This window comes from Caballeronia sp. KNU42 (assembly GCF_053760385.1).
The window spans coordinates 30,755-49,436 of sequence record NZ_CM132390.1 but is presented as its reverse complement, the minus strand read 5'-3'; the positions used below and the strand labels follow the sequence as shown (position 1 = coordinate 49,436).

General features: G+C 59.5%; 16 protein-coding genes. 9 read left to right on the top strand and 7 right to left on the bottom strand.

The window, feature by feature from the left end; genetic code table 11:
• Window positions 1–113: 113 nt before the first annotated feature.
• The 6 genes from ACSOSP_RS31665 to ACSOSP_RS31640 all read left to right on the top strand — a co-directional run bounded on the left by ACSOSP_RS31665 (window position 114) and on the right by ACSOSP_RS31640 (window position 3,866).
• The gene (locus ACSOSP_RS31665) at window positions 114–503 is read left to right on the top strand and encodes a thioredoxin family protein (RefSeq protein ID WP_455314614.1); all 390 of its coding nucleotides are present in this window, start codon (window positions 114–116) and stop codon (window positions 501–503) included.
• On the top strand, window positions 503–1,231 hold the full coding sequence (locus ACSOSP_RS31660) for a cytochrome c biogenesis CcdA family protein (protein ID WP_455314613.1): 729 nt from the start codon (window positions 503–505) through the stop codon (window positions 1,229–1,231). Before ACSOSP_RS31665 ends, ACSOSP_RS31660 begins: the two co-directional genes overlap by 1 nt.
• Window positions 1,232–1,442: 211 nt before the next feature.
• The gene (locus ACSOSP_RS31655; protein ID WP_455314612.1) at window positions 1,443–1,721 is read left to right on the top strand and encodes a BufA1 family periplasmic bufferin-type metallophore; all 279 of its coding nucleotides are present in this window, start codon (window positions 1,443–1,445) and stop codon (window positions 1,719–1,721) included.
• 20 nt (window positions 1,722–1,741) lie between these two features.
• Window positions 1,742–2,596: an MNIO family bufferin maturase gene (bufB, locus tag ACSOSP_RS31650; protein ID WP_455314611.1), complete on the top strand. Its 855-nt coding sequence runs from the start codon at window positions 1,742–1,744 to the stop codon at window positions 2,594–2,596.
• Entirely contained in the window at window positions 2,593–3,366 is a 774-nt protein-coding gene (locus ACSOSP_RS31645) for an HvfC/BufC family peptide modification chaperone (RefSeq protein WP_455314610.1), read from the top strand. The genes bufB and ACSOSP_RS31645 overlap by 4 nt, the downstream gene beginning before the upstream one ends.
• An 11-nt stretch (window positions 3,367–3,377) precedes the next feature.
• Window positions 3,378–3,866 carry a DoxX family protein gene (locus tag ACSOSP_RS31640; RefSeq protein WP_455314609.1) on the top strand — a complete coding sequence of 163 codons (489 nt, stop codon included), beginning with the start codon at window positions 3,378–3,380 and terminating at the stop codon, window positions 3,864–3,866.
• Window positions 3,867–4,008: 142 nt separating this feature from the next.
• Here ACSOSP_RS31640 and ACSOSP_RS31635 read toward each other — a convergent pair whose 3' ends face one another.
• The 5 genes from ACSOSP_RS31635 to nadC all read right to left on the bottom strand — a co-directional run bounded on the left by ACSOSP_RS31635 (window position 4,009) and on the right by nadC (window position 11,453).
• A complete protein-coding gene (locus ACSOSP_RS31635) occupies window positions 4,009–5,646 on the bottom strand; it encodes a methyl-accepting chemotaxis protein (protein WP_455314608.1) in 1,638 nt (545 codons plus the stop codon).
• A gap of 100 nt (window positions 5,647–5,746) precedes the next feature.
• Window positions 5,747–7,024: an MFS transporter gene (locus ACSOSP_RS31630; protein WP_455314607.1), complete on the bottom strand. Its 1,278-nt coding sequence runs from the start codon at window positions 7,022–7,024 to the stop codon at window positions 5,747–5,749.
• 321 nt (window positions 7,025–7,345) lie between these two features.
• Window positions 7,346–8,707, bottom strand: a complete 1,362-nt coding sequence (locus ACSOSP_RS31625) for an MFS transporter (RefSeq protein WP_455314606.1) — start codon at window positions 8,705–8,707, stop codon at window positions 7,346–7,348.
• 96 nt (window positions 8,708–8,803) lie between these two features.
• On the bottom strand, window positions 8,804–10,609 hold the full coding sequence (gene phnN / locus ACSOSP_RS31620; RefSeq protein WP_455314605.1) for a phosphonate metabolism protein/1,5-bisphosphokinase (PRPP-forming) PhnN: 1,806 nt from the start codon (window positions 10,607–10,609) through the stop codon (window positions 8,804–8,806).
• Between the two features lie 7 nt (window positions 10,610–10,616).
• Window positions 10,617–11,453, bottom strand: a complete 837-nt coding sequence (gene nadC, locus ACSOSP_RS31615) for a carboxylating nicotinate-nucleotide diphosphorylase (RefSeq protein ID WP_455314604.1) — start codon at window positions 11,451–11,453, stop codon at window positions 10,617–10,619.
• Between the two features lie 604 nt (window positions 11,454–12,057).
• Here nadC and ACSOSP_RS31610 point away from each other — a divergent pair.
• Window positions 12,058–13,605 carry a methyl-accepting chemotaxis protein gene (locus ACSOSP_RS31610; RefSeq protein ID WP_455314603.1) on the top strand — a complete coding sequence of 516 codons (1,548 nt, stop codon included), beginning with the start codon at window positions 12,058–12,060 and terminating at the stop codon, window positions 13,603–13,605.
• 69 nt (window positions 13,606–13,674) lie between these two features.
• On the opposite strand, the gene ACSOSP_RS31605 is transcribed toward ACSOSP_RS31610, so the two are convergent.
• Window positions 13,675–14,622, bottom strand: a complete 948-nt coding sequence (locus tag ACSOSP_RS31605; protein ID WP_455314602.1) for a LysR family transcriptional regulator — start codon at window positions 14,620–14,622, stop codon at window positions 13,675–13,677.
• 299 nt (window positions 14,623–14,921) lie between these two features.
• Between ACSOSP_RS31605 and ACSOSP_RS31600 the strand changes: the two genes are divergently transcribed.
• Both ACSOSP_RS31600 and ACSOSP_RS31595 read left to right on the top strand, forming a co-directional pair.
• Window positions 14,922–16,889, top strand: a complete 1,968-nt coding sequence (locus ACSOSP_RS31600; RefSeq protein ID WP_455314601.1) for an oxidoreductase — start codon at window positions 14,922–14,924, stop codon at window positions 16,887–16,889.
• Between the two features lie 138 nt (window positions 16,890–17,027).
• Window positions 17,028–17,525, top strand: a complete 498-nt coding sequence (locus ACSOSP_RS31595) for an Lrp/AsnC family transcriptional regulator (RefSeq protein WP_455314600.1) — start codon at window positions 17,028–17,030, stop codon at window positions 17,523–17,525.
• Window positions 17,526–17,572: 47 nt separating this feature from the next.
• Here the strand turns inward: ACSOSP_RS31595 and ACSOSP_RS31590 are convergent, their stop codons facing one another.
• A complete protein-coding gene (locus tag ACSOSP_RS31590) occupies window positions 17,573–18,637 on the bottom strand; it encodes a LacI family DNA-binding transcriptional regulator (RefSeq protein WP_455314599.1) in 1,065 nt (354 codons plus the stop codon).
• Window positions 18,638–18,682: the final 45 nt, after the last annotated feature.

Genomic DNA, 18,682 nt, shown 5'->3' with positions numbered 1-18,682 from the left:
CAGATCAGGCGTGAATTTTTTTCTGTTGGGTTGTAACCATCCTCACCTCATCGACGAATTTCCATTTGCTGGCCATTTACCGGCCTTAAAGACGAATCAAACAGGCGGGCGACATGATGAAAACGATCGTTGGACGGGCGGCGCTGGGATCCCTGGTTTTGATGCTGGCGAACATCGCCTTCGCCGGCGAGGCGCCTTACAACAAGACCCAATTCGACCAGCAGGTCGCCGACGGTAAGCCAACGGTCGTGTATTTGCACGCGACGTGGTGCCCGACCTGCAAGATCCAGCAACCGATTGTCGACCGGTTGTCATCGGACGCCGAATTCAAATCACTGACCGTCTTCGAGGCGGATTACGACACGGAGACCGCGTTGAAGAAGGGCCTGCGGATCACTCAGCAGTCGACCTTCGTCGTGTTCAAGGGCGGCCACGAGGTCGCGCGATCCACCGGTCAAACCACTGAACCGGCTATCCGGAAGACCTTCGAATCGGCCCTTTGATGGACTTCGGGCCAGGCACTTATGTGCTCGGATTCGTGGCCGGGGCCGCATCGGTTTTGTCGCCGTGCGTGCTGCCTCTGATCCCGATCCTCATTACATCCGCATTGTCGAAACACCGCTTCGGCACGCTTGCTTTAGCGGGCGGCCTCAGTTTGTCATTCGCGGCTGTAGGCACCGTGCTCGCTAACCTTGGCGCAAATGCGGGGTTTGATCCCGAGCTGTTTCGCCGTGTGGCAGCCGCGCTGATGGCCGTGTTCGGGATTGTCATGTTGTCCAGCCGCCTGTCGGCCGCTTTTGCCGTACTGGGTTCACGAGTGGGCAACGTAGCGCAGGGTGCGCTGAGTTCCTTGAGTGGTGACGGTCTTGCTTCGCAGTTTGGCATTGGACTGTTACTCGGACTGGTCTGGAGCCCGTGCGTCGGACCGACGCTGGGCGCCGCTACGACGCTCGCCGCGCAAGGCACCCACCTGGGGCAGATAGCGTTGCTCATGATTGTCTTTGGCATGGGCGCAGGTGTCCCGCTGCTGGTGCTCGGCAGTGTATCGCGCGCCTCGCTGCTTCGGTCTCGCGGATTGCTTGCGTCGTTGGGAAGGGCATCCAAGACTGCGCTCGGCATGCTGTTTGTCGTGCTGGGCGTCATTATTTTCCTGGGGTATGACAGGAATATAGAGTCGGCGCTGCTGTCGGTCTCGCCGATGTGGCTGACCCGGCTGACGACATCGATATAACCCCGCCGTTCGGATTGAATGAAAGTCTCCGGGTTACGCACGATAATTCGATATCCTTATTATTAAGCCGTCAAGATGCACATCATTTAAAAATTTACGTTCGCTGTTGTAACCCGTTGGTCCTCGCTGTCGAATTACATGATGAATCGATGATCAGCATCGATCCAAACAGGCGTCTCGCCTGATCTCTCAAACACTCTGGAGGTTTCAAATGAACATGCTCAAACTCGGTACCGCTGCTGTCCTGCTCGCTTCGTTCGCATCGGGCGCGGCCATCGCTCAAACCACGGCCACCGCCGGCGCAGTCGAGAAATGCTACGGCGTGTCCATGGCAGGTCACAACGATTGCAAGGCGGGCGCAGGTACCACATGTGCGGGCACAGCGAAAATGGACTACCAGGGCAATTCATGGAAGAACGTGCCCGCCGGCACCTGCACGACGATCAAGACGCCGCACGGAACCGGTTCGCTCTCCCCGATGGAATCGTAATCCCGAGGCGCCGGCTGATCATGACCAGATTCCCTCTATCAGCGTCCAGCATGGGCGGCGGGCTCGGGCTGAAACCCGTCCATTTCGACGCGGCGCGCGATTGCGCGCAAGCGGGTCTCTGGTACGAGGTTCATCCCGAGAACTACATGGTCGCCGGCGGTCCTCGCATGGCCTGGCTCGAAGCCATCAGGGCATCTCATCCCATTTCGCTGCATGGCGTGTCGCTCTCGCTTGCGGCGGATTGCATGCCCGACTCCGAACATTTGAAACGCGTGAAGGCTCTTGCCGATCGCATCGAACCTGCACTGGTTTCGGAGCACCTCGCGTGGTCAGCATGGCGTGGGCAGTACCACCCCGACTTGTTGCCATTCCCGCGCACGAACGAAGCGCTCGCGAGGATCAGCGACAACGTCGCGCGGACACAGGACGCGCTCGGACGCCGGATCGCGGTTGAAAACCCGACCCACTATGCCGTCATCGAAGGACACGAATTCAGCGAGCTCGACTTTCTCGGCGAGCTGAGCCGCAGAACCGGATGCGGACTGCTGCTCGATGTGAACAACGTCCATATCAGCGCGTTCAACCTCGGCTTCGATGCGGCGGATTACCTGGACCGATTCCCCGCAGACGCGGTGATGGAGATTCATCTGGCCGGTCACAGCGCCGACGCCGATCCGTCGAGCCGCTTGCTGATCGATTCTCACGCCGCGCCCGTTGCGGAGCCTGTGTGGTCGCTTTACGAACGGGTTATCGAGCGGATTGGCGCGCGACCGACGCTGATTGAACGCGACGACGAGATACCCGGCTTCGACGTGCTGCTCGAAGAACGTGCGAAGGCGCAGGCATTGCTCGATACCGTGCGGGTGCCGGCATGACTGGCGCGCTCGGCAGGTTCCAGGACGACTTCATCCTCGCGCTTCATGGCGGCGAGGTCCATGACGGTCCGGTCGCGGCACTGGTCAGGCAGCCCGGGTTCGCGGTGTACCGGAACACGATCATGAAGGGGTGTATCGATGCGCTGCAGGCGAACTATCCGTGCATCGAGCGTCTGGTCGGCACTGAATGGTTTCGCGCGGTGGCGGCTGTCTACGTCGACCGGTCGCCGCCGGTTGATTCGCGCTTGCTTGGATATGGCCATGATTTTGCGGACTTCATCGGTGGTTTCGAGCCCGCGAAAGAACTGTCCTATCTGGCGAACGTGGCGCGCCTGGATCGTCTCTGGACCGAAGCGCACATTGCTGCCGACGAACCCTTGCTCGACGCGGCGCTGGTCGCGAGTCTGCCCGCGCACAAGCTCGAGAACATCATCCTTAAACCTCAGGCGGCCTCGCGCTGGGTCTGGTTCCCCGATCAACCTGCTTACACGATCTGGCGCGTCAATCGGGAGCAAGTCCCCATGCCCGACGAACTCGCCTGGACCGGCGAGGGCGCGTTGCTGGTGCGCGTCGATGGTGTCGTCCAGTGGCAAGCCCTCGATGCCGCCGCCTGCGTATTCCTCGACGCCTGCGCGCGAGGCTTATCGCTTGAGGATGCCGTGACTTGCGCACTCGACGTATATCCCGGTACCGATGCAGGCCCGATGCTTTCCGGGCTGCTGTCAGCCGGCGCATTTTCAGCTGAAAGCGCTACTTGCTCACTCACTTGATGGAGAACGAAATGGAAATGGAACGGCTGGACACATCCCCCTTGGAGGCCGAGTCGCTGATCGGCCGCTTGCGCCAACGCTGGAATGCCATTACCGATCTGGCCTCGCGAATCATCGGCCATTCGTTTCTCGCGCTGGTCGCACGGTTTTCCATCGCGGCGATTTTCTTCATGTCGGGCCGCACGAAGGTTTCTGGCATCCTGACGATCACCCCGGGTACCTACACGCTATTTCGCGACGAGTACAAGATTCCCGTGATTCCGCCCGAGATCGCGGCTCATATCTCGGCCTACTCGGAACACTTCTTTCCGATCCTGCTCGTACTGGGCCTTTGCACGCGTCTTTCGGCGCTCGCGTTGCTCGGCATGACGACGGTGATCGAAGTGTTTGTTTACCCGGATGCTTGGCCCACGCATTTATCGTGGGCGGGGCTGATGCTTTACCTGATCGCGCGTGGTGCCGGCACCTTTTCTCTGGATAACAAGCTGGGCATCAAATAACGACCCGATGCATAAGCAAGCGCTTGTGTTCCTGAGCGGCCCTCTTCACAGACGCACAAAGAGGGTGGATGCCGGCGCTATTCTTCGGGCGTGTGACATCGGCATGAGCTGGCCAGGCTCGCGCGCTCATCAGATTCAAGTTTCAGGAATGCGCCAGGCTATGCACGACACGCTCCAGTTCAACGGCACGCCCGTGAGCGCCCGTCGCGTTTGGCGCCCGGGACGTATGCGTGCGGAACACGGCCACCGCCGTCGTGAGCCGACGCGCCTGATCTTCCAGCGAGCCCGCCGCAGCGGCTGCCTGTTCGACGAGCGCGGCGTTCTGTTGCGTGACCTCATCCATCTGAGCGACTGCTATGTTCACCTGATCGATGCCCGAGCTTTGTTCGATCGCCGCCGCAGCGATCTCGCTCATGATCGCGCTGACGCGGGCGATCGCCTTGACGATCTCCGTCATGGTCGAACCGGAGCGTTCGACCAGTTGCGCACCCGACTGGACCCGCGCCGTCGATTCTCCGATCATGCCCTTGATCTCCTTGGCGGCAGCGGCACTGCGCTGCGCGAGCGAACGCACTTCGCTCGCCACCACGGCGAAGCCACGCCCTTGCTCGCCGGCGCGTGCCGCTTCGACCGCCGCGTTGAGCGCGAGGATATTGGTCTGGAATGCAATGCCTTCGATGACGCCGACGATATCCGCCATGCGGTGCGAGTCGTCGACAATCTGATGGATCGTGCCGACCACCTGCTGGGTCAACTCTCCGCCTTCGGCGGCGAGGCTTGACGCGCCTTGTGCCAGCGAACTCGCCTGCCTGGCGTTCTCGGCGGTCTGCTTGACGGTGGAGTTCAGCTCCTCGATGCTCGCAGCGGTCTCTTCCAGCGACGCAGCCTGTTCCTCAGTGCGTTGCGAAAGATCGGTGTTTCCGGATGCAATCTCACGCACGCCCGTGTCGATCGATTCCGTTCCCGCGCGCACCGTGTTCACCGTCGCAATCAGCGAGTCCTGCATCTTGCGCAGCGCGGTCGCGAGCTTGCCCATTTCGTTATCGCTCGTCACGTCGATGCGACCGGTGAGGTCACCACTCGCGATGCGCTCGAATTGCGCGATGGTGGCATCGACCGGGTGAACGATCGCACGCACCAGCACGACGCGTCCGAGCCACGAGAACAGCAGCGCCAGCACCATGCCCACCGCGACGGCCGTACTGATGGCATAGAAGCGGTCGTGTGCGTCCTGATAGCGTTGTGCGCCGTGATCGATTTGCAGTTGCTCCAGCGTGAGCATGGCCTTTTCGTAGCCGTTATAGAGCGATGGGAGCTGGTGTGCCTGCAACTGCTGGAACGCGGTTTTGTCGCCGGCCTTCAGCGCGGCCATGGCCGGTTCGATCCCGTTATGCAGGAACATGTCACGCTTGTCCTGCATGTCCTTGATGAGACGCTGCTCGTCGTCGTCCGTCCCCGCATTGCTCAAATAGTGCCCGAGGCGATCATTCGATACCTTCAGATATTGGTCGAAGCGTTTGAGCACCGCGGCGGCGCCGTCCTGATCGTTGAGATCGACGAGCGACGCGTAGGTCGCAAGCGCCAGGCGCAGACGCAGTAACTGTCCGGCGCTCCCCTCCAGGTCGGCCACGGCGGGTGTATCGACCGTGTACATCTGCTGTAGCGACGCATTGCTTGCGCGCAGCGACAGCAGGCCGGCCGCGGCGCCAAGCAGCAGCACCACGCCGAAGAAGGCAATCATCGCGCTCAGGCAGGCGCGAATCGACAGGTTTCTCAGCATTTTTTCTTCCTTTTTTTGCTGCGCCGATTGGCAAGCTTATCGTTGCGCCACGCACAGATCCGTTGTGTTGTTCGAAGCCGGTTGACCTGGATGTACCCCGTCAGGCGTACCCGGCAGAGGGTTCATCGCTATTCGCTTCCCCCACTAACTGCCGGTCCGGCCGCATCACGAAAGCGAGCAGCGTGCCGCTTAACATCAGCGCCATCGAGACAATGAACGGGAGATTCCAGTTGCCGGTGTGGTCGATGATCCAGCCGCCGACCACCGGGCTGACAATCGCCGCACCCGCCGAACCCATGTTCATGATGCCGCTCGCGGTGCCCGCGTATTGCGGGGCAATGTCCATGGGGACGGCCCACATCGGCCCGATCGTCATCTCGTTGAAGAAGAAGCCCACCGAGAGCGCGAGCGCAGCAAGAGGAATCGACAGCGAGTGGACCAGCATGATCGGCGCAAGCGACAGCAGCGCGAGGAACATGCATGCCGAGACCATGACGTTGCGCGCGAGGCGCAGGTTGCCCGTTCGTCGCATGATGAAATCGGTCAGCTCGCCACCCAGCCAGTCGCCCAGCACGCCGGTCAGGAATACGCCTGATGCGAACAGCGCTGACTTACCGAGTTGCATGTGCTGATGCTGGAAATACTGCGGTACCCAGCCGAGGAAGAGCCACAAGACCCAGCCGTAGCAGAAGTACACCGCAGTCACCGGCAGCATGCGTCGAAGCAGCGCGCGCCAGGGCACGCGGCCGCTTATCTTCGCCAGGTTGTAGGCAGGCAGCCGGTCGGCTTCAGCAGAACTCATCGAGCGATGCTCGCGCGGGTTGTCGCGGAAATACCAGACCCAGATGAGCGCCCACAGCACGCTCACCATGCCGGTAATGACAAATGCGCCACGCCAGTTTGTGGTCAGCATGAGCCACGTCACCAGCGGCGGCGCGGCCGCGTTGCCAATGCGCGAGGCGGCATGGGTGATGCCTTGCGCGAAGCCGCGGCGCTCGAGCGTCGTCCAGTTTGACATTGCACGGGTGGCCGCCGGGAAGGTCGCGCCTTCACCGAGACCCAGCAGCAGCCGGGCGAATACCAGCGACACGAGACCACCGGCCAGGCCCGTCAGCACGGTCGCACCGGCCCAGACGAACGCACAGATGGTCAGCGTCCGGCGCGGACCAAAGCGATCCGCAAGCCAGCCGCCGAAGATCTGGATGACGAGATACGGATACGCAAAGGCTGAAAAAACAAAGCCTATCTGAGTGTGCGAGAGGTCGAATTCCTTACCGAACTGCGCGGCCGCGGTGCTGACGTTCACGCGGTCTATGTACGTAATGCAGTACATGACACACAGGAGGAAAAGTACCTTCGTGGTGACGCGGCGAAACATGGTGTAAGTCCCCACACAACGTGTAGTCACAGGATTGCTGTGTCTACCGGCGGCATCGTTGATGCCTGATGCCAGATTCCCGTCGCGTTCACGCCTTATCCTGCCGGTGTGCCGATGCTTGAATGTTGGGGATGAGGGTGGCCGCGACAATGTCTTAAGTACTGTATTCCTCATACAATATCGACAACCATCGGGGAAACTTGAGCGAAATATCTTGCTGGAGGAGGGGCCGGTCGGAGTTCGCGTTGATACAGCGAAAAAACTTCAAGTCAAACAAATGCCCGGGGAAGCCGCCGACCTGCACCCCCGGGGTAACAGACATCAAGGGCGCGCTTCTTCCGAAGTCAGATCGCTGATCGAGTCGCTGTTGCTTGCCACTTGCTGGGCGTGCTCTTTAGGCGGGGCGGAAACGGGAGCATGCGGCGTGTCAAACAGCGGCTTCTCAGGATGCACAAACAGCCAGAGCACCGTGCCTACCGCTGCCGCCAGTGCGATGACTACCAGGGCGCTTCCCCAGTTACCGGTGAGCTTCACCATGAAAGCGACGGTAACGGGTCCCGCGACATTCGATGCAGCTCCCCACAGGTTGGTCCAGCCGGACATCACGCCGGTAAAGTCTCGCGCCAGGTCCTGGGCTGCGGACCAGACGACGACTTGCACAAAACCTACCGCGGCGAAAGACAGGCACAGGAAACCTACGACGGCCGCAATATTGACGGCCCATGAAGCCATACAGAGGGCGAGGGCGCTAACAAGAAATCCCACCATGGCGACTGGCGCGCGGGCGGCCCAAACCGATTGAGTGCGCTTCAATATCTTGTCGCATACGATCCCCGCTGCAAACACCGCCACGAACACGGCGATCCATGGGAGCGATGCCGCAAAGCCCATGGACTTGAGAGAGAGTCCACGTGCGCGCATGAGATAGGTGGGCAGCCAGGTCGTGTAAAAACTCTGGATCAGGACTAGCAGAAAGTACTGGATGCCAAAAACCCAGAACCGTGGATGCCGGAGACACCTCAGGAATACCCCTTTAGCGACGGCCTCGGGTTCCGACTGCCCCGCAGCGATATACGTCGCTTCATCGGTGGTAATCAGGGGATGCCGCGCGGGCACATCGCGATAACCGAACCACCAGGCAACGCCCAACACGAGGCCGATTGCGCCGAACACATAGAAGACGGAGTGCCAGCCGAACTGCAAAATCATCCAGGCGGTAAGGGGCGCGGAAATGATGGGTCCGAGATAAAGCCCACCCAGGAGGAAGGAGTTTCCCTTCGCGCGTTCACTCTTGGGGAACCAGCGTTTCACCGCAAGCACGCCGCTCGACCAGTCAGCAGATTGTGCACCTCCGAGCAGGGCGCGGCAGCCCACCAGCCAGTTAAAGCCCACGCCGAACGGCGTCACAATCATCATCAAGGACCACAGGGCGCTCGTTCCAAACAAGACCTTCCTGGACCCATGACGCTCTGCCAGTCTTCCGGCAGGGACCTGTCCCAATGCGTACGTCCAGAAATAGATGGTCAGGATCACTGACATATCGACTAATGACAGACCCAGCTCTTTCTGGATCGTCGGTGCAGCGATCGTCATCGCAGCGCGGTCCAGCGTCATGACGAAGGTGATGGGAGCGATCAGCAACGACACTATTCCCCACCGCAAATTGCCGATTCTTTTTGGCATTCTCACTGCTCCAAAGATATTTAACGACGCGCTTTCATGGATTCCCTGCTACCGATGCGGTCCTGCCAATCACGTTCCTTTCGTCCTCGTCATGCGCTAAGCGCAGGGGTGGGGTGCGCTATTCACGCGTTCAACGCAGACATCATGCGTGCGCGTTGTTTGCGCCAGCAAAGCCGCCGCCGAGACAAGCCCTTCGTCAGCGCCATGGATACGAAATAGTCCGTCCCCGGGCTCGACGTACTGACCCACCGTGGCGAGCAGATCCACACCGGCGCCCAGGTCCGCCGGAGCACCGGCTTGTCGCGCGATTCCCGCGATGGCCCAGCCATTGATGCCGGTGATGACACCTCCCTGTTGCGCCACAACCGTATGTACAAACTTGGCCGGAGAAACCGGTGGTACTCGCCGGCCCTGAGTATCCACAATGCTTTCGAACGCACTTCGGGCCCGGCCGGAGGAAAGCAGCGATTCCGCGATCTGGCGGCCCTTGGAAACCGTGCCGACGGCCGGCGCCCAGGCAAGAATCTCCGCCGCGAAACGGAGTGCTTTTTCCCGCAGGTCGGCGGGCGCATCCGGATCATTATCCAAAACTTGCTTCACGTCCCTCACCTCGAGCGCAGGTCCGATGCCTCGCCCGATCGGGCTGCTGCCATCGGTCACCATTGCCTTTACGTGCAAGCCCAGGCCCGCTCCGACAGACTCAAAAAGCTTACCTAAAGTGCGCGCTTCGAGTTCATCCTTTAGCTTGGCGTGCGGGCCGTAAGGAAGATCGATAATGACATGGGTGGATCCTGCGGACCACTTCTTCGACAGAATGGATGCAACAGACCAGCGGTTTGAGTCGAGGCCCAGTGGTCTGGTGAATGCATTGATCCGATCGTCAATCAACGAGTGATTCAACCGTCCGTTCCACGCAATACAAGCGCGCGCCTGACTCACGCAATCACGTACTTCTGCGCTGGTGAGATCGACACGCGCAACCGTCTCCATTGCATCGGCCGTGCCCGCGGCTGAGGTGATCGCTCTCGATGACGTCTTTGGCATTGCAAGCCCGAACGCCGCCACAATAGGTACGACGATCAACGTGATCCGGCTGCCAGGGACGCCACCCATTGAATGCTTGTCAACGAGTATTGGCTCGTCCCAAGCAATGCGTGGCGTCAACTTGCAACGCACCTTGGCCAATGCGAGCACTTCGGTATCGGACAGGTTTTGCGATGCATGCAAAAGGAACGCGTTGATATCCCGGTCCGAATAACGCAGTGCAAGGATATCGTCGAGCACAGCGCCATATTGAGCCTCGTTCAGTACTTCACCGGCGATCTTTGCTTTCAAGGCGTGCATGCTGGGAGGAGCCGGTTGCGTGGCGCGGCCAAGCGCTGCGACGAAACGTTCTATCCCTTGTTCAAGCGTTGAGTCGTTCAGGACCTTCAGGACCTCAACGTCAGCAGAGGTCGCTTCGACCTGACGCGTCACACGTTTTTCAACCTCCTCAGGCGTTTCCCTGCCCCGTGCAAGAATCCTGCCCGCCAGTACGGAGGCGGGCGCGCTCACTTCGACTACAACCAGCCGCGGCACGCGGGTTGAAAGCTCGTCGATCATTGCGCGCGACCCGTTCGCAATGACGTGACGTCCCTGCGAAAGGGCGCCGAGGAGATCACGACGCAAACCGTACCTTAGTCCGTGTGCCGACCAGGTAATAAGGAATTCTCCCTGACGGTCGAGCTGCGTGAACTCAGTTTCATTAAGCGCTTCGTGATCTTCGCCCGGCGAGCCGTGAGGCCGGGTGACCACCCGGCGCGCAAAGACGAAATCGCTGAGAACGTCACGCGCGCCGTCAATGAGAGAGTCTTTGCCGGCGCCGCTCGGGCCGACCACGAAAAAGAAGATTCCATCGGACATGAGGGTTTTACTCCGCCTCGTCCAGACCAATGTCAACGCACACGGAAGCCTGGTTTATCTTGCTCGTGGAGATATAGTCGACGCCCGTCCTGGAGATTGCCCCGATCGTTGCGAGGTTGATGCCGCCAGACGCTTCAAGCTTCGTGCGGCCATTGACCAGCTCCACGGCCTTCGTCATTTCCTCGACGGACATGTTGTCGAGCATGATGACGTCAACGCCGGCTTCCAGTGCCTCTTCGACCTGCTCGATCCGATCGCATTCCACTTCGAGTTTCGTCAACACCGGCAATTGGCGACGAGCACGCTGCACAGCCTTCATGATTCCGCCGCAAACCGCAATGTGATTGTCTTTAATCATCACGCCGTTATCCAGTCCGAGGCGATGGTTCAAGCCGCCGCCGCAGGTCACCGCGTGCTTCTCCAGCATGCGCAAACCGGGTGTCGTCTTGCGTGTGTCAATCAATCGTGCGCGCGTTCCCGCGACTGCCTTGACATATTCCGCGGTGAGGTTGGCGATGCCCGACATGCGCTGCAAGATGTTAAGCGCCGTTCGCTCGGCGGTCAGTACGCTTCGCGCATTCCCCCGTACGTCAAGAAGCACGGCGCCCTTCTTTACGTGGTCACCATCCTTCACGCGTACGGCCACTTCAAGCGTTGGATCGTAGCGCTTGAATACCCGGGCTGCGACGTCGATACCCGCCACGATCAGGTCCTCGCGTGCGTTCATGAAGAATGCCCCGGTTTCGTTCGCTTCGATCATGACCTGTGCGGTGAGGTCACAGTACCCAATGTCCTCGGTCAGCCACATGTCAATCAGGCGATCCGTTTGAAATACGTCGTACATGTCAGTCTCCAAGTGTGTGAAAAAAGTTGGTTCTTTCGACGAGGGCATCGGAAGAAGCGCCTCTGAAGTCGAACATTACAAAAACGTCGGACTACGAAATAGATGCGCGTCCGGCGTCAACCATTCGAGATCCGGTTCGCGCAGCAAGCGTGGGTTGCAGCAACGGCCGCGCAACCTGCCCGGCATGCAAGATATTTGTCATCGGGTCGACTCCTCCGAAGCGCGGCGACAAGTTGCTTTCGATATCTAAAAGTCTAGTGTTCACATTATAATTTGGCAAGATATCTAAGTATATTTTTGTTGGTGCATGAGTGCTTTGGTTTGGTGAAAACCCTGATTAAATGCCTCATTTAAGGGAATACCCCATCAAAAATCACATGTGTGGAACTAGTCTTTTCTGGGAAAAATGCAATGTGTACACTCGTTTGCAACTTAAATAGGCTGCTTGAACAACTGATTGTTGGCGAGCGCCGGACACGAAAGGAGTGAGTCGCGCCCTGCAGCAGCGCTGAGATCTGCAAAACACCAATGAACTCGATGAGACCTATCAAGTATTCGGGTTTCGTGCCGTACACCGCTTGGTACACATCCAATTAAAGACCTCATGAAACGCCTTACATTTCAACAACAGTTGTGGATCCCTTTGGCACTCTCCCTGGTTTGCCTGATCTCTGTAGCGGGCTTTGGGGCTTACCAGACTCGCGAGGTCCGTCTGGAAGAAAGACAGCATTCATTGAAGGATGCCGGAGACATCGCAATGAGCATTACGCGGCGTTACGCGGCGCTGGCCGCGGACGGAACGTTATCGACGCCTGAAGCGAAGAAGCAGGCGCTCGCACAATTACGAGCGATCCGTTATGGCGCTGACGGATACGTATCCATCGTCGATTCAGACTGTCATTCAGTCATGAACCCTTCCAAGCCACAAACCGAGGGCAAGTACTTCGGCGACTATCAGGATTCCAACGGCAAGTACGTGTACCGCGCAATGGCTGAGATCGCGAAGGGTTCCGGCGATGGGTTTGTCGACTATGCTACGCCGCGGCTGGGTTCAACAGAACCCGTACGAAAGCGCAGCCACATCGCTACCTTTAAACCTTGGGACTGGTCGTTCGTGACGGGCGCCTACCTGGACGACATTGACGAGGCATTCAACGCATCGCTGCGTCAGTTGCTCGTGCTCGTCGCCGTCATCGCTGCCATGCTGTCTGGTGTCGTGTACCTGGTGAACCGCAGGCTGAATCGTTCGCTAGGTGGTTCGCCGGAGTATGCGGCACAGGTCGTGGCAGCGACAGCGGGTGGTAACCTCGCTCAACACATAGACCTGCAAGCCGGCGATCGAGGCAGCCTTCTGTTCAAGCTTCAGGAGATGCAGGCGCAATTGCGTAATGCGGTAGTCGCGATCATCGGTGCAGCGCATTCCATTGGAACGTCCACGGATGAGATATCGTCAGGCAACGCGGACCTGTCAAGACGAACCGAGGAGCAGGCCGCGTCGTTGGAAGAAACCGCTGCAAGCATGGAGCAGCTTACGTCGGCGGTCAGGCAGAATGCCGACAATGCGCGGCAAGCTTCGGTGCTCGCCGGCGATGCCTTTTCCATCGCCAATCGCGGCAACGAGGTCGTCTCCGAAGTCGTCGCGACCATGGACGAGATCACCGATAGTACAAAACAGATTGGAGAGATCCTTGGGATGATCGAAGGGATCGCTTTCCAAACCAATATCCTTGCACTCAATGCGGCTGTCGAGGCCGCGCGGGCCGGTGAACACGGCAGGGGATTTGCTGTTGTCGCCTCTGAGGTCCGGAATCTGGCACAGCGTTCCTCGACCGCCTCGAAAGACATCAAGAGACTGATCGATCATTCGAATGATCGCGTTCAGAACGGCGCCGCGCTCGTCGATAACGCCGGCCAGTGCATGAAGGAGATACTGGTTTCAGTGCAACGAGTCACCGCGATCATGAAGGAGATTGCGTCGGCCTCAGAGGAGCAAAGCGACGGGATCGAACAAGTTAATAAGGCAGTAACGCAAATGGACGAAGTCACGCAACGAAACGCGGCGCTTGTGGAGCAGGCGGCAGCGGCTGCAGTCTCGATGCGCGAGCAAGCGCATGGGCTGGTGGAGAGTGTTGCTGCGTTTCAGGTTGCCTGAGCTTACGTTTCCCGCTTTCAGTTCCGCCGCAACAAGCGTTGCGGCGGACTAGCTCAGCGATCTCTCGGCCTAGGTCGCGACCGGTTGATCAAGCGCTCGCGGCGGTTCCGTCTTCCCCAAAAGCGGATACAGCCGCGCGACTTCCTGAAGATCAGCCTCCATCTCGGTGACCAGCCAGTCCTTGACTCGTTCCACGTGCGCTCGTGCGGGCCGTTGACCGCTGATGAGCTCATAGCGGCGCCCCGTCGCGACAACGTGCCGGGAAGCCGGAACCAACTGGCCGGTTCGCAACGCATAGGACACGCCGGACACCCATCCCAGCGCTATGCCACGGCCAATCATTGCGGTCTGGAGCACCAGTGCATAGTCGGAGAAGATGAGCGGGTCGCCGGACACCGCGCCGGCCATGCCTACCCGTTCGTGGAAGTTCTCCCAATTGATCGTTGTCGGCACCAACTCGATAAGGGTGTGCTTCGACAGATCACGTGCGTCGTCGAGCGGTCCGTGGCTCTCGAGATAAGAAGGGCTGCAGACCGGCACGATAACTTCCGGTGTGAAGGTCCAGCTTTGCTGGGATTTACGCCGCTGGTCCGCCGGGCGCAACGCGAGATCGGCTTCATCCGCGCTTCCCTGCAGCACGCCGCTGATGACATGAAAACGCAAGCTGATCTCGGGAAACGCGCTTTGAAAGCGTTGGTATCTGGGCATCAGCCAGTACGCAATGAAAGCGCTGGAGAGTGACAAGGTGACTATTTGCGTGCGCTGCTGCCGCTGCTTGATATCGGTCACGGAGCGCTTGATATGCCCGAAGCCCTCAGTCACGCCGCGTTCGAGCAATAGTCCGTCGTCCGTCAGCACCAGCCCGGAGCGAGAGCGGACGAACAACTGGGTGCCCAGCGCTTTCTCCAGTCTCACGATCATTCGGCTGACAGCGACCTGCGTCACGTTCAGTTCATTCGCCGCGCGGGTAATGCTCTTCTCCCTCGCAACTACCTCAAACACCACCAACGAATTCATTGAAGAGCCGAAGTTGCGCAAGGTATCCATAACATTGTGTTGTGTTCGAAAGAGCAAATGTCATTTGACGGAATTTAATGCACTACCTATGTTCTAGCTATTCAAACGCAGGTAGTGGCAGGTGTCGATAACCATAACATTCTGTCCGGGTTCGCGCAGCGGGTGTTTGAAAAGTGGTGTGCCTGGCGATCCATCCATTCCCCAACCCAAAGGCAAGTCCAATGAACCGTCCTCCACGGAGCCACGACCCGCTGCTGCAACCCCTGCGGATCCGACACCTGGTGCTAAAAAATCGCATCATGAGCACGAGCCACGCAAGCGGTTTGACGGAGGGCGGCTTGCCGCTCGAACGCTACCAGCGTTATCACGAAGAAAAGGCCATTGGCGGTATTGGGCTAAGCATGTTCGGCGGCTCGTCGGTCGTGAGCCGCGACAGTTCCAATGTGTTCGCGCAGATCGACCTGACTGATGACCGGATCATCCCGTGCTTCCAGGCGTTCTCCGAGCGGATGCATCGGCATGGCGCAGCGTTGATGTGCCAGCTCACCCACATGGGCCGGCGGGGAAGTCCCTACACGTCCGACTGGTTGTCGACGATCGCGCCGTCGCGAGTGCGCGAGACGCTGCATCGGAGCATTCCACGCGAGATGGACCGCAGTGATATTGCCAGGACCATCCGCGACTTCGGCCATGCGGCGCGGCGTTGCAGGGAAGGGGGGCTCGACGGCATTGAAACGCTGGCTGGCGGGCACTTGATCGGGCAGTTCCTCAGTCCGATGACTAACCGGAGGACCGATGAGTATGGCGGTTCCATCGAGAATCGATGCCGCTTCGCGCTCGAGGTTCATGAAGAAATCCGCCGGCAGGTTGGCAGCGACTTTATCGTGGGCATTCGCTACGTCATCAATGAGGCGCTGGAAGGGGGCCTGACTTCCGCCGACGCGCTGACGGCCGCCAAAATACTGGAAGCGTCGGGCCTGATCGACTTCTTCAACGTGGTCTACGGGCGCATGGACACGGCGGCGGCACTTGCCGATGACAACATGCCGACGATGTACGCCAGGTCGGCGCCATGGCTATCCGCGGTCGCCTCGTTCAAGCGCGAAGTGTCGTTGCCGGTGTTCCACGCGGCGAAGATCGCCGACCTTGCCAGCGCGCGTTACGCCATATCGGAGAACATGCTCGATCTGGTTGGAATGACGCGGGCGCATATCGCCGATCCGCATATCGTGAGAAAGCTGATCGAAGGCGAAGAGGATCGCATTCGGCCCTGCGTCGGCGCATCCTTTTGCCGGTCTCATCAATCCGCCTGTATTCACAACCCGTCGACGGGTCGTGAGACCTGGATCGCACACGAGGTTGATCCGGCTCATCGGCCCGGCCGCAAGGTAGTGGTGATAGGCGGAGGAGTGGCGGGGCTGGAAGCCGCGCGCGTCGCTGCGCTGCGAGGGCATGACGTGGTGTTGTTCGAAGCGTCGCCCAAGCTGGGCGGTCAGGTGCTGCTTGCGCACATGGGCAGTTGGCGCCGCGACTTGATCGGGATTGTCGACTGGCGTGCGAACGAGCTAAGTCGTCTTGGTGTAGAGGTCAGGACCGGCGCTTATGCCGACGCTTGCGCGGTGCTGGCTGAACATCCCGACGTTGTGATCGTCGCGACCGGTGGGATGCCCGATCTTGATGATCTGCCGGGAAACGAACACTGTACTTCGGCTTTCGATGCCTTGACCATGCACATCCCCACGTCGGGAAGCGCGCTCGTGTACGACGGTACCGGTCGGCATGTGGCCGCGACTTGTACCGAGCGATACGCACAAGCTGGCATCGACGTTGAACTGATCACGCTGGATCGAAGCTTCGGCGAGGAACTGGAGGGACGGGGAGACGACATTGGTTGGCAGCGGCGCTTGAACGAGTTAAAGATTTCCCTGCGGCACGATTTGCGGCTCCAGCGCGTCGAGCGCTTGCCAGGAAACAAACGCCGCGCGTGGTTCACGCATGAGCTGACTTCGGAGGTGGTTTGTCTGGATGCGGACCATGTTGTAGTCGAACGAGGCATGATGCCCGTCGACGAGCTGTTCCATGAGCTGCGCAGCGAGTCCGTGAATGACGGGAAACCCGATCTGGATTGCCTCCTGCTTGGGAAGGCTCAACCGTGGACGACTGCCGAGCCTGCCGGCTACGAACTCTACCGGATCGGCGACGCGGAATCGTCGCGCAACATCCATGCCGCAATCTTCGATGCTTTCCGGCTGGCACGAACCGTGTAGCACCGGTTTTTCTTAGAAAATGCTTCGGATATCGAATTATATGTGAGCCAACAGGCCTTATCGATTGTTAAAAAATTGATCGTTAATTTGCGAAAGCCGTCGCGCTTCGCTCGGCCAATCAATTGGGGAGACGTTTTGATGAGTACACACTTCAAGTTGGACCGGATCGACCTGAGAATTCTCTCTCGTTTGCAGACGCAAGGCCGCATCACGAATGTCGAGCTTGCCGATGCTGTCGGTCTTTCTCCCAGTCCTTGCCTGATTCGCGTGAAGCGCCTTGAGAGTGCCGGTTATATCGCAGGCTATGCCGCGCAGATCCTGCTGGAAAAAATGGGTGACGTCCAGAGCGTGTTCACGCAGGTCACGCTCGCCGATCACCGGCGTGAGGATTCCGCCAGGTTTGTCGCGGCCATTCGCGAGGTGGACGAGATTGTCGAATGCCATCTCGCGAGCGGCGGCTACGACTACTTGCTCAAGTTTGTCACACGCAGCGTCGGGCACTATCAGAGCCTGATTGAAGACTTGCTCGCGCGGAACATTGGTATTGAAAAGTACTCCAGCTACGTCATGATCAAGTCGCCGATCGTGAAGAATGCTTATCCGCTCGAGACTTTGTTTTCCGAGCACTATGTGTAATCGTTTCCGTGCGCCGCGTACGTAGTGGCATCACCATCAACAGCGACTCAACTGGATTCGCGCTCGATCAGCTTGAAACCCACGTCGACTACGCGCCGGTCAACTTCGCCGTCCCTTATCCGCTCGACCAGCAACGATGCAGCCAGTTTGCCGATACGCGTTCCGTCAATCCGGATCGTGGTCAGCGGCGGGTCTGTATCTTTCGCGAAATTCATGTCGCCATAACCGATGACCCGCAACTGCCGGGGAATATCCAGGCCGCGCGCGCGTGCTTCGATCAGCGCACCGAGCGCGAGGATATCCGCGCCGCAGAATACTGCTTCCATAGGGGCATTTTCGTTCAGCAGACCCGCCAGCCCACGCCGCCCATCGCCTAGATTCGCGGGCGAGGGGATGGTGACAACCGGGATCTCGATGGCCGAGCCTTTGGCAAATGCCTTGACGAAGGCTTGTGTTCGAACCTGGGCCCGGCGGTCGCCCGGCGCAATCACCGCGGCCCGGGTGACGCCTTGCGCGAGCAAGTGCAGCGCTGCCGCCTTGCCCACTTTTTCGTGGGAAAAACCCACCAGCATGTCAATCGGCTCCCGTGTGATATCCCAGGTCTCCACCACGGGAACGCCCGACTCACGCAGTTTCTGCCGTGCTTCCCGGGAGTGCATGACACCGGTCAGCACGATCCCGGCAGGGCGCCGTCCGAGGATGGCGTCGATCAACGCGTCCTCGCGGGATTCGTCGTAGCCGCTTTGACCAATCAGCAACTGATAGCCATTTGCGGCGAGTTCGGTGGTCAGCGCCTCGACGGTCTCCTGGAAAACGCTTCCGGCCATGGCCGGGATCAGCGCGACGATCAGGCGGCTGCGATTCGATGCCAGCGACCCGGCGACGAGGTCGGGCGTATAGCCCGTCTGTTGCACAACTGCGCGCACGCGCTCCAGCGTATTCACCGACACGAGTTCAGGGGTGTTCAACGCACGCGATACGGTCACTTTCGTGACACCGATCAGCGCAGCCAGATCGCTCAGCGTCACACGCCCCGTCGTTTTCCGTGCCCGGCGCGAGGCGGGGCGGTCGATCGCGGCGGGAAGGGCAGCGTCTTCGAAAATTCCGGCCATTCCCGCGGTCCTATCCGTTTTCGGCTTGGTCATCGACAACGATAT

Bases quoted from the DNA above. Each gene is read 5' to 3' on its own strand.
- bufB (WP_455314611.1), top strand. From the start codon at position 1,742: ATGACCAGATTCCCTCTATCAGCGTCCAGCATGGGCGGCGGGCTCGGG.
- ACSOSP_RS31655 (WP_455314612.1), top strand. From the start codon at position 1,443: ATGAACATGCTCAAACTCGGTACCGCTGCTGTCCTGCTCGCTTCGTTC.
- ACSOSP_RS31660 (WP_455314613.1), top strand. From the start codon at position 503: ATGGACTTCGGGCCAGGCACTTATGTGCTCGGATTCGTGGCCGGGGCC.
- nadC (WP_455314604.1), bottom strand. From the start codon at position 11,453: ATGTACGACGTATTTCAAACGGATCGCCTGATTGACATGTGGCTGACC.
- ACSOSP_RS31625 (WP_455314606.1), bottom strand. From the start codon at position 8,707: ATGCCAAAAAGAATCGGCAATTTGCGGTGGGGAATAGTGTCGTTGCTG.
- ACSOSP_RS31605 (WP_455314602.1), bottom strand. From the start codon at position 14,622: ATGAATTCGTTGGTGGTGTTTGAGGTAGTTGCGAGGGAGAAGAGCATT.
- ACSOSP_RS31630 (WP_455314607.1), bottom strand. From the start codon at position 7,024: ATGTTTCGCCGCGTCACCACGAAGGTACTTTTCCTCCTGTGTGTCATG.
- ACSOSP_RS31595 (WP_455314600.1), top strand. From the start codon at position 17,028: ATGAGTACACACTTCAAGTTGGACCGGATCGACCTGAGAATTCTCTCT.
- ACSOSP_RS31610 (WP_455314603.1), top strand. From the start codon at position 12,058: ATGAAACGCCTTACATTTCAACAACAGTTGTGGATCCCTTTGGCACTC.
- ACSOSP_RS31600 (WP_455314601.1), top strand. From the start codon at position 14,922: ATGAGCACGAGCCACGCAAGCGGTTTGACGGAGGGCGGCTTGCCGCTC.
- ACSOSP_RS31665 (WP_455314614.1), top strand. From the start codon at position 114: ATGATGAAAACGATCGTTGGACGGGCGGCGCTGGGATCCCTGGTTTTG.
- ACSOSP_RS31640 (WP_455314609.1), top strand. From the start codon at position 3,378: ATGGAAATGGAACGGCTGGACACATCCCCCTTGGAGGCCGAGTCGCTG.
- ACSOSP_RS31645 (WP_455314610.1), top strand. From the start codon at position 2,593: ATGACTGGCGCGCTCGGCAGGTTCCAGGACGACTTCATCCTCGCGCTT.
- phnN (WP_455314605.1), bottom strand. From the start codon at position 10,609: ATGTCCGATGGAATCTTCTTTTTCGTGGTCGGCCCGAGCGGCGCCGGC.
- ACSOSP_RS31635 (WP_455314608.1), bottom strand. From the start codon at position 5,646: ATGCTGAGAAACCTGTCGATTCGCGCCTGCCTGAGCGCGATGATTGCC.
- ACSOSP_RS31590 (WP_455314599.1), bottom strand. From the start codon at position 18,637: ATGGCCGGAATTTTCGAAGACGCTGCCCTTCCCGCCGCGATCGACCGC.